A 13,529-nucleotide genomic window follows, 5' to 3' on the forward strand; every position below is an offset into this window, starting at 1 on the left:
TGGGCGCCGTTGTCGTTGACTCCGGAGCAGAAGCATTCGATTGAGGATCCGATCGAGATGGAGGCGGCGGCGGATGCGTTGCCGATTGAGCAGGTCGCGAAGCGGTGGATCGTGGCGTCGGATCCGGATGAGGCGGTCGCGAGGGTGCGGGATTATGTCGATGCCGGGCTGAACCATCTGGTGTTTCATGCGCCCGGGCATGATCAGCGGCGGTTCTTGGAGTTGTTTGAGCGGGATCTGGCGCCGCGGCTGCGCGCCCTGGGCTGACGCCGGTATCGGGCGGGCGGCTCACTAGGCTGACGTGTCATGGATGCCAGCGACGACGTCATGGAAGCCGCCCGCCGACTCGGCGAGGTGTTCGGAGCGTTGCCGCAGGTGCTGCGGTTCCGCGCGGGCGTCGACCCGGAGGCCGACGGCGAGAAGCCGGACGAGGTGTCGATCGCGATCGGTGACGGCTGCCCGGGCCCCGGGTACGCCTCGTACGCCACGCTGGACATGGTCCGATATCCCACCAATGTCACCACCGACGACGGGCGGCCGATCCGCACCGAACTGATCACCGTCGGCCGCGCCGACCACCGCGCCCTCGCCGACGTGCTGGCGCAGTGCGCCTTCGCGGTCGCGTCCGGGTCGTTCCACGTCACCCCGAACACGATCGTGCCCAACGCGGTCCACGAGGCCGACCCGGGCCGCGGCACCAAGCACGTCCTGCTCGTCGTCCCGTTCATCTGGCCCGACCTCGAGATCCTCGTCGACCGCGAGGAGGACGTCACCACCTGGCTGCAGGCGGTGCCGATCACCGACGCCGAACTCGAGTTCGCGTCCCGCAACGGGACGGACGGCCTGTTCGCCCGCCTCGAGTCCGCGGGCGCCGACGTGTCCGACATCGACCGCCCCTCCGTCGTCTAACGACGACCCGGTCTACCGCACGGACAGCGCGAACATCCGCAGATCCCGGTCGGTGCGGCCCCGGTACACCTCGTACGCCCCGGCCAACTCGACGAACGCGGTGTACAGCCGGTCCTTCTCGGCGCCGGTGACCGGGGTCGCCAGCACCTCGATCTCGCGGCCCGCCATCGTCACGCTGGCCTGCGGATCGGCCAGCAGATTGCCCGTCCACGCCGGATGATGTGCCTGCCCGAAGTTGCTGCCCACCACCACGAGCCGATCGCCGTCCCGGAGGTAGAGCAGCGGGCTGGTGCGCCGCAGACCCGACTTGCGTCCGGTCGAGTTGAGCAGCACCGTCGGCAGTCCGATCGGCCCAAGCACCGTGAAGCGGCCACGGCTGCGTTCGAGCAGCGTCCGATCCACGCCGGCCAGGCTGCGGATCATCCACGATCCGAACCGGGTCGACCCGAAAGCGGTGGCCGGACCGCGCAGGATGCTGCTCTCGGACCCCCAGCGGACGTCGGGGAAGGAGGAGTCGCTCATGGATGTCGATTATGCAGCGCCGCCATTCGCCTCGGCCCGCGACGCCGTCCCTGCCGGACCTACGGGACCGACCGCACTGGCTAGGGTGGACGCCATGGCCTCCGCAGCGTCCGCAGTCTCGAGTGTCTACATCGCCTCCCCGGAGGGCGACACGGGGAAGTCGACGATCGCGTTGGGCGTGCTGCAGATGTTGTGCGGGTCGACGGCGCGGGTGGGGGTGTTCCGGCCGATCGCCCGCTCCACCGACGAGCCCGACTACATCCTCGAATTGCTGCTCGACCACACCACCGCCGACCTGACCTACGAGCAGAGCCTCGGCGTCACGTACGAGGCGGTGCACGCCGACCCCGAACTGGCGCTCGCGGAGATCGTCGCCCGGTATCACGAGATGGCGCAGCAGTGCGACGCGGTCGTCATCGTCGGCAGCGACTACACCGATGTGGCGAGCCCAAGCGAACTGGAGTTCAACGCGAGGATCGCCGTCAATCTGGATGCGCCGGTGCTGCTTGCCCTGCGCGGTTCGGGTCGCACCGCCGACGAGGTGTTGCAGCTCGGCCAGATCTGTGCGGCCGAATTGCGGTCCCGCCATGCGCATCTGGTGGGTGTGGTGGTGAACCGTTGCGCACCCGACGACCTCGACGCGGTGCGGGTCGCGCTGGCTCCGCTCGCGGTGCCGGTGTGGAGTCTGCCCGAGATCCCGCTGCTGGTTGCGCCGACGGTCGCCGAACTGCGCCGGGCGATCGGCGGTGAACTCTACAGCGGGGACACCGAATTGCTGCAGCGGGAGGCGCTGCGGGTGATGGTCGGGGGCATGACTGCCGAGCACATCCTCGAGCGGCTCACCGACGGAATGGTCGTGATCGTCCCGGCCGACCGCTCCGATGCTCTGCTTGCTCTCGTCAACGCCCATGAGGCGGAGGGTTTTCCGTCGATCGCCGGGATCATCATGAACGGGGGCCTGCTGCCGCACCCGGCCGTCGCGAAGCTGATGGCGGGATTGCGGCCGAGTCTGCCGATCCTGACCACCGACCTCGGGACCTTCGACACCGCGTCCGCGGCGGCGGTCACCCGGGGGCGGGTGGCCGTCGGATCGCAGCGCAAGGTCGACACCGCGTTGAGCCTGATGGAGCAGCGGGTCGATGCCGCGGACCTGCTGGCCTGGCTGCGGGTGGAGCGGCCCGAGGTGGTCACACCGCAGATGTTCGAGTACCAGCTGATCGAACGGGCGCGCGCCGACCGGCGGCACATCGTGCTCCCGGAGGGTAGCGACGACCGGATCCTGCGGGCCGCGGGACGGGTGCTGCAACGCGGCATCGCCGACCTGACCATCCTCGGGGACGAGACGGCGATCCGTCGTCGGGCCGCAGACCTCGGCGTCGACCTCGACGGCGCCGCGGTCCTCACCCCGTCGGACTGCGAGCACACCGAACGGTTCGCGGTCGAGTACGCGCGGTTGCGGGAGCATAAGGGGATGACCGTCGACCGGGCGCGGGAGGTGATGGCCGACGTCTCGTACTTCGGAACGATGATGGTGCACACCGGAATCGCGGATGGCATGGTGTCCGGCGCCGCGCACACCACCGCGCACACCATCCGCCCCTCGTTCGAGATCATCCGGACCGAACCGGGGGTGTCGACGGTGTCGAGCATCTTCCTGATGTGCCTGGCCGACCGGGTGCTTGCCTACGGCGACTGCGCCGTTGTCCCCGACCCGACGGCCGAACAGCTCGCCGACATCGCGATCTCCTCCGCGCGCACCGCCGCCCGCTTCGGCATCGACCCGCGGATTGCGATGCTGTCCTACTCGACCGGCGATTCCGGCGCCGGGATCGAGGTGGACAAGGTGCGGATGGCGACCGCGCTGGTCCGGGAGCGGCGCCCGGATCTGTTGGTGGAGGGCCCGATCCAGTACGACGCGGCGGTCGAGCCGACCGTGGCGACGGCGAAGCTCCCCGACTCGCAGGTCGCGGGCCGGGCGACGGTGTTTGTGTTCCCCGACCTGAACACCGGGAACAACACGTACAAGGCGGTGCAGCGCAGCGCGGGTGCGGTCGCGGTCGGCCCGGTGCTGCAAGGCCTGAACAAGCCGGTCAACGACCTGTCGCGGGGGGCGCTGGTGCAGGACATCGTCAACACGGTTGCGATCACCGCGATCCAGGCGCAGGGCATCGAGTCGGGGGAGGCACGGTCGTGAAAGGATCGGTGCTGGTAGTCAATTCGGGATCGTCGTCGATCAAGTATCAACTGGTCGACCCGGACGGCGGGGAGGCGATCGCGGCCGGACTTGTCGAACGGATCGGGGAGCCCGACGGGCTGGTCACGCACCACCACCGCGGCACGGACCGGGAACACCGCGGTCCGATCAGCGACCACGCGCACGGACTGCGGCTGGCGTTCGGGATGTTCGCCGAGGCGGGCGTCGATCTGGTGACCGCGGGCATCGCCGCCGTCGGCCACCGAGTGGTGCACGGCGGAGAGGTCTTCCACCGCCCGACGCTCATCACGCCCGACGTGATCGACGAGATCACCCGACTGTCGGAACTCGCCCCGCTGCACAACCCGGCCAACGTGATCGGCATCGAGGGTGCGATGCTGGCGCTGCCGTTCGTGCCGCACGTCGCGGTCTTCGACACCGCGTTCTTCCACACCCTGCCCGCCCGGTCCCGCACCTACGCCCTCGACGCCGAGGTCGCCGCAGCGCACGGTATCCGCCGCTACGGGTTCCACGGCACCTCCCACGAGTACGTGTCGGCGCGGGTGGCGGAGGTGCTCGGTCGCGACCCGGCCGAGCTGAACCAGATCGTGCTGCACCTGGGCAACGGGGCGTCGGCATCGGCGATCGCGGGTGGCCGCGCGATTGACACGTCGATGGGACTCACCCCGCTCGAGGGGCTGGTGATGGGAACCCGCAGCGGCGACATCGACCCCGGCATTCTGATGCACCTGCGCCGCAGCGCCGGGCTGGAGGTCGACGCGATCGACGACCTGCTGAACCGGCGTTCGGGACTCAAGGGACTCAGCGGGGTCAACGACTTCCGGGAGCTGCGGCAGCTGATCGACGCGGGTGACCCGGCCGCGACCCTCGCCTACGACGTCTACATCCACCGGCTCCGTAAGTACGTCGGCGGCTACCTGGCGGTGCTCGGTGGTGCCGATGCGATCACGTTCACCGCCGGGGTCGGGGAGAACGCGGCGGAGGTGCGGGCCGACGCGCTCGCCGGGCTGCAGCGGCTCGGTATCGAGATCGATCCCCGACGGAACGCGGTCCGCGGTCACGACCCCCGCATCATCTCCACCGACGAGTCCGCGGTGACGGTGCTCGTCGTGCCGACCAACGAGGAGCTCGCGATAGCCCGCTTCGCCCGCGACTTCGCGAGATAGGCGCCTCCGGCGCCCGTGAGCGGATTTGGCCCCGGTGCAGGCCATAAGGACTCACGGGTGGCGCAGCCGCCTACCACCAGGTGCGGGGCCGGACCCGGTTCGCGAGGTCGACCAGGGCGTGCCGGTGCGCGGTCCGGGACGTGTTGCGCGCCAACGCCCGTAGCGCGGTCTCGGTGCCGGTGCGCAGACCGTCCTCGGTGAACGGGACGCCGAGCAGCGGTCCCCCGTCCCGGTCGGGGACCTTCCCGGACAGCACCCAGTCGAGGGCGGTGCCGAGGACAACGGCCCGCATCTGTGGTGCCCGCCCCTCGTCGGGGGGCAGCATCTCGACCCGGCGCGCGGCGTCCCGCAGTGCCCCCTCGTCGAGCCGCGCGATCGGCGCCCCGGACAGTCGGGTCAGCGCCGCCGTCATGCGGGCGGTCGTGAACAGGCGTGAGGTCGCCGGGATCTGATCGAGGGCGGCGATCGCGCCTGCGATGTCGCCCTGCTCGGCGAGTTCGCGCGAGAGCCCGAACGCCGCGCTCACCACCCCGCGGTCGCTCCGCCACACCGTGCGGTAGTACTTCTCGGCGAAACTGCGCCACTGCCGCGGATCGTCGGTGTGCCAGTGCTGCAGGATCAGCTCGGCGGTCGCGGCCAGCGCCAGCTTCGGGGCGATCTCGCCGGGCAGGGCGGCGAGGGTGCCGTCGAAACACGTCATCGCCGCCTCATATTCGCCGCGGAGCAGTGCCACCATGCCGCGATACCAGTCGATCCGCCAGTCGTCGCCCCCGGTCTCGGCGACCACGTCGAGCACGGCTGCCGCTGCGTCGTCGTCACCGAGATCGAGGAGGGCCTTCACCTCCGCGTATGCGATCTCCGCGGTGAATCCGGGTGCACCGTCGGCACCGGGGTCGAGGCTGTTCGCGCGGGCCCGTCGGATCGCGTCCAGGGTCTGAGCGGGTTCGGCATGCACCGTCGCCGCGATCAACGGGGAGCTTGGATCGGTCAGATCGATCAGGGGGACGGCCAGTGCGGCAACGACCTCCCGCGCATCGACGGCGACGCCGTGGCGGGCGCCGTCGAGGTAGACGTCCGTTCCGCGGATCGCTAGATCGGTTCCGAAGACCGTCCTGCCGGGGCTGAACCGCTCGGACAGGCCGGGATGCTCGTCGCCGGTCTGCCGGGACAGCACCTCGCGCAGGACGCCGGTCAGCTGGCCCGCGGTCGCCACGGCGTCGCCGAATCGCCGGTCGGGGTCGGTGTCGGTGGCGCGCAACAGGAATCGGTACAGCGACTCGTGCTCGGCGAGCAGGGGAGCGTCATCCGGGGAGGGGATACCGGGCCGGTAGTGCCCGTGCTCGGCCGGCAAGTTCAGGCACAGCACGGCCAGCGTCCGGCCGACCGTGTAGATGTCGCTGGCGACGGTCGGTCCGGTGCGGAGGATCTCGGGTGCCTGGTATCCGGGGGTGCCGTACAGATAGCCGAAATCCTCCAGCGCGGCCACCGCCCCCAGATCGATCAGCTTGACCTGGTCCTCGGTGATCATGATGTTCTCGGGCTTGAGGTCGTTGTACGCCAGTCCGATCGAGTGCAGGTACTCCAGGGCGGGCAGCACCTCAAGGACGTAGGCGATGGCCTGCTCCACCGGGAGCCGTTCGGGGCGCTGCCGGGTCCGCAACGCATCGCGCAGCGAATGTCCGCCGACATACTCCATCACGATGAAGCCGATGGTGCTGCCGTCCGGCTGCGGATGTTCGACGAAGTTGTAGATCTTGACGATCCCCGGGTATTCGACCTCGGCGAGGAACTGGCGTTCGGCGAGCGCGACCGCCTGGGCCTCGGCATCCCCGGCGTGCAGCAGTCCCTTGAGCACCACCCACCGATCGCTGACGTTGCGGTCGACGGCCAGGTAGATCCAGCCGAGCCCGCCGTGTGCGAGACACCCCTGGACCTCGTACTGGGCGGCAACCATGTCCCCCGCGGCCAACCGGGGCGCGAAGTCGAATCCGGCGGTGCAGAAGGGGCAGTGCCCCGCGGTGTCTTCCGGCCCGCCCCGCCCCACCGGCTTGCCGCACTTCCAACAGTACCGCTTGTTCTCGGCGACAACGGGATTCGTCATCACCACGGTGGCGGGGTCGGGCATCGTCACGGCGGGGACCTCGACGAGACCGCCGCCGATGCGGCGACGGGCGCTGCGGGAACGCTGCGATCGGCTGCGTCGTCCGCTGCTTCGCGCCGAGGAGGTCCGGGCCGACGTGCCCCCGGGGGCGGTCTCCGGTCCCGTGCTCGCATCCTGTGGTGCCGCCGCCGCTTGGGTCGGCTGCGCGGCCTGGGTGGGGGGTGCGTCGTCGGGGGAGTCGGTCATCGCGGCGGTCAGTCCTCGTAGTGCGGTGTCGGTGGTGCGGGGGCAGGCCCGATCACGGACAGCCACCGATCGTGGATGCGTTCCCACGTGCCGTCCGTGCGGATCCGCTCCAGGGTGCGATTCACCTGGCGGACCAGGTCCGCGTCGGCCTTGTTGAGGCCGATCCCGTACGGCTCGGAACTGAAGGCGGGGCCGACCAATTCGACGTTCGGGTCCTGGGACGCGAGCCCGGCGAGGATCGCGTCGTCCGAGGTCACCGCGTCGACCTGCCGTTGCTGCAGCAGCACCAGACAGTCCGCCCAGTTCGGCACCGTCAGCACCGTGGCGTCGGGCTGCATCTGCTGGATGCGGTGCAGGTTCGTCGTCCCCGCTGCCGCACACACCCGGCGGCCCGCCAGGTCGGACGCGTCCCGGATCCCCGCCCCCCGCATCGCGAGCACCCGCTGCCCGGCCTGGTAGTACACCGTCGAGAACGCCACCCGGTCCCGTCGCTCGCAGGTGATCGACATCGTCTTGACGACCACGTCCACCAGCCGGCTGTCGAGGGCCGCGATCCGATCCGCCGAGGACAGGATCCGGAACTCGATCCGGTTGGGATCGCCGAACAGGTCGCGCGCGATCTCCCTGGCGATGTCGACGTCGAAACCCTCGATGGTGCCGGTCGCGGGATTGCGGAAGCTGAACAGGTTGCTGCTGGTGTCGAGTCCGACGACCAACCGTCCGCGCGCCCGGATCCGGTCCACCGCGGGGGTCGGCGTGGTCGCGTCCGCCGGCGAGGGGCGCAGGCTCGCGGTCGGGTCGCCGCAGTCCGGCTCGGGTTCGGGCGAGGCGGGTGGCGGTGCGGTCGCCACGCCCGACGGCATCGGTGGCGCCAGGTACGCGGTCGGATGCTCCGGCAGGTCGAACACCGTGTCGGTGGCGCAGCCGGCGACCGCGGCGGCGACCGCACCGACCGCGACCCGGCGGCGCCACCGCGCGCCCCGCGTCACTGGTACTCCCGCAGTCGTGGCCACAGTCCGATCACCACCCCGGTCACCGCGATCACCCCAAGCCCGGCGGTCCCCGGCGCCAACCCGGTCAGCGTCGTCAGTGCGCGGCCGATGCCGTCCCTCAGCTCCGCGCGCGTCGCCGCGATCGCACTCGTCAGTTCGGTGTCGGCCGCCGCATAGTGGGCGGTGGATCCGGCCCCGCCCGCCGCGATCGCAATGGTGACGGCGCCGCGCCAGTTGCCCTCGGCGAGGTGCGTCATCAACTGTGCGTGCGCGCTCGACCAGGCCACCCTGGCGCGGTCCGCGGCCCCGATCCGTGCAGCCACCGGCGGGTCCCGCCGCTCGATGTCGGCGAGGACCGACCCGAGCCGATCGAGGTGCCGCTGGAAGTCGGCGTCGTAGCGCCCGGTGAAGTCGCGCCGCACCAACCCGAGCGTCTCGTCGGCGCGGGCCTGCTGCGTCAGGATGCGGGCCGTCGTCAGCTCGGCGAGCGGCCGCGCGCCGAGGTCGAGCGCGCGGGCGGTGGACGAGGCCGAGACGAATCCGGCGACCACCAGCCAGCCAAGCGACACGGTCACGGCGAGGCAGGCCAGGATCAGGCCGGCGTTCAACCGGCGGCGGGTCCAGCGGGCAAGCAGGTACGACGCCACCACCAACGCGGCAAGCAGCAGCATCAGCAGCGCGATCGCCAGCCACGGCGGGGTCGCGAACTCCGCCTGCAGCGCCACCACGCGCGCGGCCTGCACGGTGTGCAACTGTTCGGCCAGCGGCAGCAGCGTCGTCTGCAGCATCGTCGACGCCTCGCTCAGGTACGCCGACCCCACCGGATGGCCGTCCCGATGGTTGGCGCGTGCCGTCTCGATCAGGCCGGTGTAGACGGGCACGCCGACGGACAGCTTCGTCAGCAGGTCGTGGGCCGTTGTGTCGGTCGGGTCGGTGCCCGCCGCCGCGTCGACGAGGTCGACGCCCGCGTCGGTGATCGCCCGGGTGTAGCGGTCGCGCACGTCGACCGGTTCGATCCCGCCGGAGAGGAACGCCGTCGTCGCGGCGGCGTCCGCGATGGACAGCGAGCTGTAGATGTCCTGGGCGGCGTAGGCGAGCGGCTCGATCTCGGTGTGCAGCACGTCGAGGGTGCGTTGCCGGTCCATCACCTGGGTCGCGGCGACCGTCCCGGACACGATCGCGAGCAGCACCAACCCGATCCCGAGCGCCGTCATCCTGGCGGGGGTGGTGCGCGCCAGGGTCCGCAGTCGCGCAGCCGTGCCGACCGGGGCGCCCGATGCCTCGACGCCTCGCGGCTGCGTCGAGGGGGCCACCCGAACTGTCACACCGCACCCCTTCGCACCTGGCTGGATCCCCCGACAGTGGGCAGCATATAAGCAGTATCCGTGCTTCGGGCCGAGTGACTGGCTAAGTTCGGAGACGGATCGTTCGGTGGGCGCACGATGCGTTCGCGCGGGAATTCCGAGGACACGGAGTAGGTGGGCGAAGTCGATGCGCGGTGACGGCGACGGCTGGGCGACGAGCGACGACGGCAACCGGTACTGGGGCCGGTTCGGCGCCGCTGGCCTGCTGCTGCGCGCTCCGCTGCCCGACGGTGGATCGGCGGTTCTGCTCCAGCACCGGGCGGCGTGGAGTCATCAGGGTGGGACCTGGGCGCTGCCCGGTGGCGCGAGGGACTCGCACGAGAGCACCACCCATGCCGCGGTCCGGGAAGCGGAGGAGGAGGCCGGGATCGGTGCCGCCCAGTTGAGGGTGCGGGCCGAACGGGTCACCGCGCGCGTCGTCGGCGGCGACTGGACGTACACCACGGTGATCGCGGACGCCGAGCACCCGCTGGCGACGGTCCCGAACGGGGAGAGCACCGAACTGCGCTGGGTGCCCGAGGATCGGGTGCCGGACCTGCCGCTGCATCCCGGGTTCGCGGCCAGCTGGGCGGCGCTGCGGGCCGCCCCGGTGCGCCTGCTGCTCGACACCGCGAACGTCGTCGGCTCCCGCCCCGACGGGTGGTGGCGGGACCGCGCGGGCGCCACCGGCAGGCTGCTCGCGGGCATCGCGGCGACCCTGCCGAGGACGATCGAACTCCCCGACGGCGGCTTCGGCTGGCTGCCGCGGGTCGAGGCGGTCCTTGAGGGACGGGCGGCGCAGGTCGCCGCCGTCGACACCCGGGTGCCCGTGCACGTCGCGTCGGGCAGCGGGGACGACACGCTGGCGGAGCTCGCGGGTGGCCCCGCCGCGGTGGGCACGCTCACCGCGGCGCCCGGCGAACTGACCGTCGTCGTCACCGCCGACCGCGGGCTCCGCGACCGGCTGCCCGCCACCGTGCTCCGGCTGTCGCCGTCCACTGTCCTGTCCTGGCTCGACTAAGGTTCCGCGCCCCGCGGGTTCCCTAATGTCACATCGAGTATCGCTAAGTGAGCCAATGTGACATTAGGGAACCCGAGGAGGCGGGTTAGCGGGATGCGGCGGCGTTGCGGTCGAGGGCGTCGCCGAGGGCGCGGGCCGCGGCCTGCGGGTCGCGGGCCTCGGTGATCGCGCGGACCACGCAGATCCGGGTGGCGCCCGCCTCGAGAACCTCCGGCAGCCGCCGCTCGTCGACCCCGCCGATCGCGAACCACGGCAGCGTCGGCTCCGCGGCCGCGACCTCCCGGACCAGCTGGAGGCCCGCGGCGCCCCGGCCCGGCTTGGTCGGGGTCGCCCACACCGGCCCGGTCGCGAAGTAGTCGACGCCCTCCTCGATCGCGGCGAGCTGCGCCTGCGCGCGGCTGCCGGTGGACCGGCCGATCACGACGTCGGGTCCGACGATCCGGCGCGCGTAGTGCACGGGCAGATCGCCCTGCCCGAGGTGCAGAACGTCGGCGCCCGCCGCCAGGGCAAGGTCTGCGCGGTCGTTGACGGCGAGCAGCGCGCCGTGCCTGCGACAGACCGCAGCAAGTTCGGCGAGCGCGGCCAGTTCCTCGCGCGCCTCGATCCGGCCGAACTCCCGTTCCCCGACCGATCCCTTGTCCCGGAGCTGGATGATGTCGACGCCGCCGGACAGCGCCGCGTCGGCGAACTTCGCCAGGTCGCCGCGCTCCCGTCGGGCGTCGGTGCACAGGTACAGGCGCGCGGTCGCGAGACGTTCGCGCGGGGCGGGGCGTTGAGCGGCATGCGAGGTGGGCACGTGGCCAACGGTAGTCTCTGGGGGAACGATTGAGACACGGGAGTCCCGGCGGACGCGGGGCTGAGAGGGGGCGTGCGCGCCCCGACCGTCAGACCTGACCCGGATCATGCCGGCGCAGGGAGTGAGGTGGATGTGGTGAACGGAACCGTTGCGGTGGTCGGCGGCGGCGTGATCGGCCTGTCGATCGCGTGGCGCGCAGCCCGGTCCGGGTGGTCCGTGACGCTCTACGACCCGGCCGTCGGGTCGGGGGCGTCGTGGGTGGCGGGCGGGATGCTGGCCCCGCTGTCCGAGGGCTGGCCCGGCGAGGACGCGGTGCTCGCCGCCGGATCCGCGTCGCTGGACCGGTGGCCCGGCTTCGGCGGGGAACTGGAACGGTCGACGGGCGAGACGCTGTTCACCTCGCAGAGCTCGATGACGGTCGCGTTGGACGCCGCGGACGCCGCGGACCTGCGCACCGTCGCCGACTGGCTCGCCGGGCACGGCCACGACCTCGACCTGCTCACCCGGGCGCAGATCCGGGCCGCGGAACCGTCGCTTGCCCCGGCGATCCGGCTGGCGCTGGTCGCCCCGACCGAGCTCGCGGTCGACAACCGTGCGCTGGTCCGGGCCCTGCGGGCGGCCGCCACCGACGCGGGTGTGACGTTCCGGGCCGACACCGTCACCGACCTGGAGGCCCTGCCCGACGACCAGGTGGTGCTCGCCGCGGGGACCGCGTCCGCCCGGTTGTGGCCGGGGCTGCCGGTGCGCCCGGTGAAGGGGGAGGTGCTCCGGCTGCGGCACCGGCCGGGGGTGGCGCCCGCGCCGAGCCGAACCGTCCGGGCCAGCGTGCACGGTCGCCCCGTCTACCTCGTTCCGCGGGGGGACGGACTGGTGCTCGGCGCGACCCAGCACGAGTCTGGTGACGACACCGCCGTCACCGTTGCCGGGGTGCGGGACCTGATCGCCGACGCGCAGGCCCTGATGCCGAGCATCGGCGAGTACGAACTGCACGAGACGACCGCGGGACTGCGGCCGATGAGCCCCGACAACCTGCCGATTCTCGGCCGCGTCACGGACCGGGTTGTCCTTGCCGCCGGGCACGGCCGCAACGGCATCCTGTTGACGCCGCTGTCCGCGGACGCGGTGGTTGCCGAACTGGACGGGACACCGCTGCCGGAGGCGGTGTCCTGCCTGCCCGACCGTTTCGGCACACTGGTGTCGACGCACGAGTGAGGAAATGACGACCATGGTGAACATCGGCATCACCGTCAACGGCGAGGACCATCAACTGTCCGAGCCGATGACGGTGGCACAGCTTCTCACCCACCTCGACCTGCCCGACCGAGGGGTCGCGGTGGCAGTGGACGGCGCCGTCGTGCCCCGCTCGTCGTGGGATCGGAACGTCGAAAAGGGTTGGGAGATCGAGATCCTGACGGCGGTGCAGGGTGGGTGACCAGCTGACGATCGCCGGCCGCACGTTCGGGTCCCGGCTGATCATGGGGACCGGCGGCGCCGCAAACCTGACGGTGCTCGAGGAGGCACTGGTCGCGTCGGGCACCGAACTGACCACCGTCGCGATGCGCCGGGTGGACGCCGTCGGCCGCACCGGGGTGCTGGACCTGTTGCGGCGGTTGGACATCGCGCCGTTGCCGAACACGGCGGGCTGCCGGGGTGCCACGGAAGCGGTGCTCACCGCGCAACTGGCCAGGGAGGCTCTCGAGACCGACTGGGTCAAGCTCGAGGTGATCGCCGACGATCGCACCCTGCTCCCCGACGCCATCGAACTGGTCAGCGCCGCAGAACAACTCGTCGACGACGGCTTCACGGTGTTGCCGTACACGACCGACGATCCGGTACTCGCGAAGCGGCTGGAGGACGTCGGGTGCGCGGCGGTGATGCCGCTCGGTGCGCCGATCGGCACCGGACTAGGCATCTGCAATCCGCACAACATCGCGATGATCGTCGAGCAGGCCGGGGTTCCGGTCGTCCTGGACGCGGGCATCGGCACGGCCAGCGACGCGGCCCTGGCGATGGAACTCGGCTGCGACGCGGTGCTGCTCGCGACCGCCGTCACCCGGGCGAAGGATCCGGTGTCGATGGCGTCCGCGATGGCATCCGCCGTCACCGCCGGGCACCTCGCACGGCTGGCGGGGCGGATTCCGAAGCGGTTCTGGGCGCAAGCATCCTCCCCCGACCTGTAGATCCCGCCGAGGTCGTCGGTCCGGCGGTAGGCTCGACA

Annotated in this window: 12 protein-coding genes, 1 pseudogene and 1 riboswitch; of the genes and pseudogenes, 8 read left to right on the plus strand and 5 right to left on the minus strand. The window is 71.5% G+C overall.

Annotated elements, in window-relative coordinates:
- Nucleotides 1–267, plus strand: a pseudogene (locus ACFWQG_RS02795) (glucose-6-phosphate dehydrogenase (coenzyme-F420)); the annotation flags it as partial.
- A 39-nt stretch (nucleotides 268–306) separates the two neighbouring features.
- Nucleotides 307–909: a suppressor of fused domain protein gene (locus tag ACFWQG_RS02800; protein WP_378506065.1), complete on the plus strand. Its 603-nt coding sequence runs from the start codon at nucleotides 307–309 to the stop codon at nucleotides 907–909.
- A 12-nt stretch (nucleotides 910–921) separates the two neighbouring features.
- Here ACFWQG_RS02800 and ACFWQG_RS02805 read toward each other — a convergent pair whose 3' ends face one another.
- Entirely contained in the window at nucleotides 922–1,431 is a 510-nt protein-coding gene (locus ACFWQG_RS02805) for a nitroreductase/quinone reductase family protein (protein ID WP_378506066.1), read from the minus strand.
- 94 nt (nucleotides 1,432–1,525) lie between these two features.
- Between ACFWQG_RS02805 and pta the strand changes: the two genes are divergently transcribed.
- Entirely contained in the window at nucleotides 1,526–3,625 is a 2,100-nt protein-coding gene (gene pta, locus ACFWQG_RS02810; protein ID WP_378506067.1) for a phosphate acetyltransferase, read from the plus strand.
- A gap of 8 nt (nucleotides 3,626–3,633) precedes the next feature.
- Nucleotides 3,634–4,812 carry an acetate kinase gene (locus ACFWQG_RS02815; protein WP_378506068.1) on the plus strand — a complete coding sequence of 393 codons (1,179 nt, stop codon included), beginning with the start codon at nucleotides 3,634–3,636 and terminating at the stop codon, nucleotides 4,810–4,812.
- 70 nt (nucleotides 4,813–4,882) lie between these two features.
- On the opposite strand, the gene ACFWQG_RS02820 is transcribed toward ACFWQG_RS02815, so the two are convergent.
- The 3 genes from ACFWQG_RS02820 to ACFWQG_RS02830 are packed head-to-tail and all read right to left on the minus strand — an operon-like array spanning nucleotide 4,883 to nucleotide 9,476.
- Nucleotides 4,883–7,159, minus strand: coding sequence for a tetratricopeptide repeat protein (locus tag ACFWQG_RS02820; RefSeq protein ID WP_378506069.1), 2,277 nt, complete (start codon nucleotides 7,157–7,159; stop codon nucleotides 4,883–4,885).
- Between the two features lie 8 nt (nucleotides 7,160–7,167).
- Complete coding sequence (locus ACFWQG_RS02825) at nucleotides 7,168–8,148, minus strand: glutamate ABC transporter substrate-binding protein (RefSeq protein WP_378506070.1); 981 nt, start codon at nucleotides 8,146–8,148, stop codon at nucleotides 7,168–7,170.
- Nucleotides 8,145–9,476, minus strand: a complete 1,332-nt coding sequence (locus ACFWQG_RS02830; protein ID WP_378506071.1) for a hypothetical protein — start codon at nucleotides 9,474–9,476, stop codon at nucleotides 8,145–8,147. The genes ACFWQG_RS02825 and ACFWQG_RS02830 overlap by 4 nt, the downstream gene beginning before the upstream one ends.
- 166 nt (nucleotides 9,477–9,642) lie before the next feature.
- Between ACFWQG_RS02830 and ACFWQG_RS02835 the strand changes: the two genes are divergently transcribed.
- Nucleotides 9,643–10,515, plus strand: coding sequence for an NUDIX domain-containing protein (locus tag ACFWQG_RS02835; RefSeq protein ID WP_378506072.1), 873 nt, complete (start codon nucleotides 9,643–9,645; stop codon nucleotides 10,513–10,515).
- Nucleotides 10,516–10,600: 85 nt separating this feature from the next.
- On the opposite strand, the gene thiE is transcribed toward ACFWQG_RS02835, so the two are convergent.
- A complete protein-coding gene (gene thiE, locus ACFWQG_RS02840) occupies nucleotides 10,601–11,311 on the minus strand; it encodes a thiamine phosphate synthase (RefSeq protein WP_378506073.1) in 711 nt (236 codons plus the stop codon).
- A 26-nt stretch (nucleotides 11,312–11,337) separates the two neighbouring features.
- Nucleotides 11,338–11,449, plus strand: a riboswitch (TPP riboswitch).
- Between thiE and thiO the strand changes: the two genes are divergently transcribed.
- The 3 genes from thiO to ACFWQG_RS02855 all read left to right on the plus strand — a co-directional run bounded on the left by thiO (nucleotide 11,438) and on the right by ACFWQG_RS02855 (nucleotide 13,491).
- Nucleotides 11,438–12,523, plus strand: a complete 1,086-nt coding sequence (gene thiO / locus ACFWQG_RS02845; protein ID WP_378506074.1) for a glycine oxidase ThiO — start codon at nucleotides 11,438–11,440, stop codon at nucleotides 12,521–12,523. (Overlaps the previous riboswitch by 12 nt.)
- Nucleotides 12,524–12,527: 4 nt before the next feature.
- Nucleotides 12,528–12,743: a sulfur carrier protein ThiS gene (gene thiS / locus ACFWQG_RS02850; RefSeq protein ID WP_378506075.1), complete on the plus strand. Its 216-nt coding sequence runs from the start codon at nucleotides 12,528–12,530 to the stop codon at nucleotides 12,741–12,743.
- Entirely contained in the window at nucleotides 12,736–13,491 is a 756-nt protein-coding gene (locus ACFWQG_RS02855) for a thiazole synthase (protein WP_378506076.1), read from the plus strand. The genes thiS and ACFWQG_RS02855 overlap by 8 nt, the downstream gene beginning before the upstream one ends.
- Nucleotides 13,492–13,529: the final 38 nt, after the last annotated feature.

The organism is Rhodococcus sp. NPDC058532, assembly GCF_042719255.1.
Lineage (GTDB): Bacteria > Actinomycetota > Actinomycetes > Mycobacteriales > Mycobacteriaceae > Rhodococcus_G.

Coding starts and splice junctions, on each gene's coding strand:
- thiS (WP_378506075.1), top strand. CDS start 12,528: ATGACGACCATGGTGAACATCGGCATCACCGTCAACGGCGAGGACCAT.
- ACFWQG_RS02805 (WP_378506066.1), bottom strand. CDS start 1,431: ATGAGCGACTCCTCCTTCCCCGACGTCCGCTGGGGGTCCGAGAGCAGC.
- pta (WP_378506067.1), top strand. CDS start 1,526: ATGGCCTCCGCAGCGTCCGCAGTCTCGAGTGTCTACATCGCCTCCCCG.
- ACFWQG_RS02835 (WP_378506072.1), top strand. CDS start 9,643: ATGCGCGGTGACGGCGACGGCTGGGCGACGAGCGACGACGGCAACCGG.
- ACFWQG_RS02820 (WP_378506069.1), bottom strand. CDS start 7,159: ATGACCGACTCCCCCGACGACGCACCCCCCACCCAGGCCGCGCAGCCG.
- ACFWQG_RS02800 (WP_378506065.1), top strand. CDS start 307: ATGGATGCCAGCGACGACGTCATGGAAGCCGCCCGCCGACTCGGCGAG.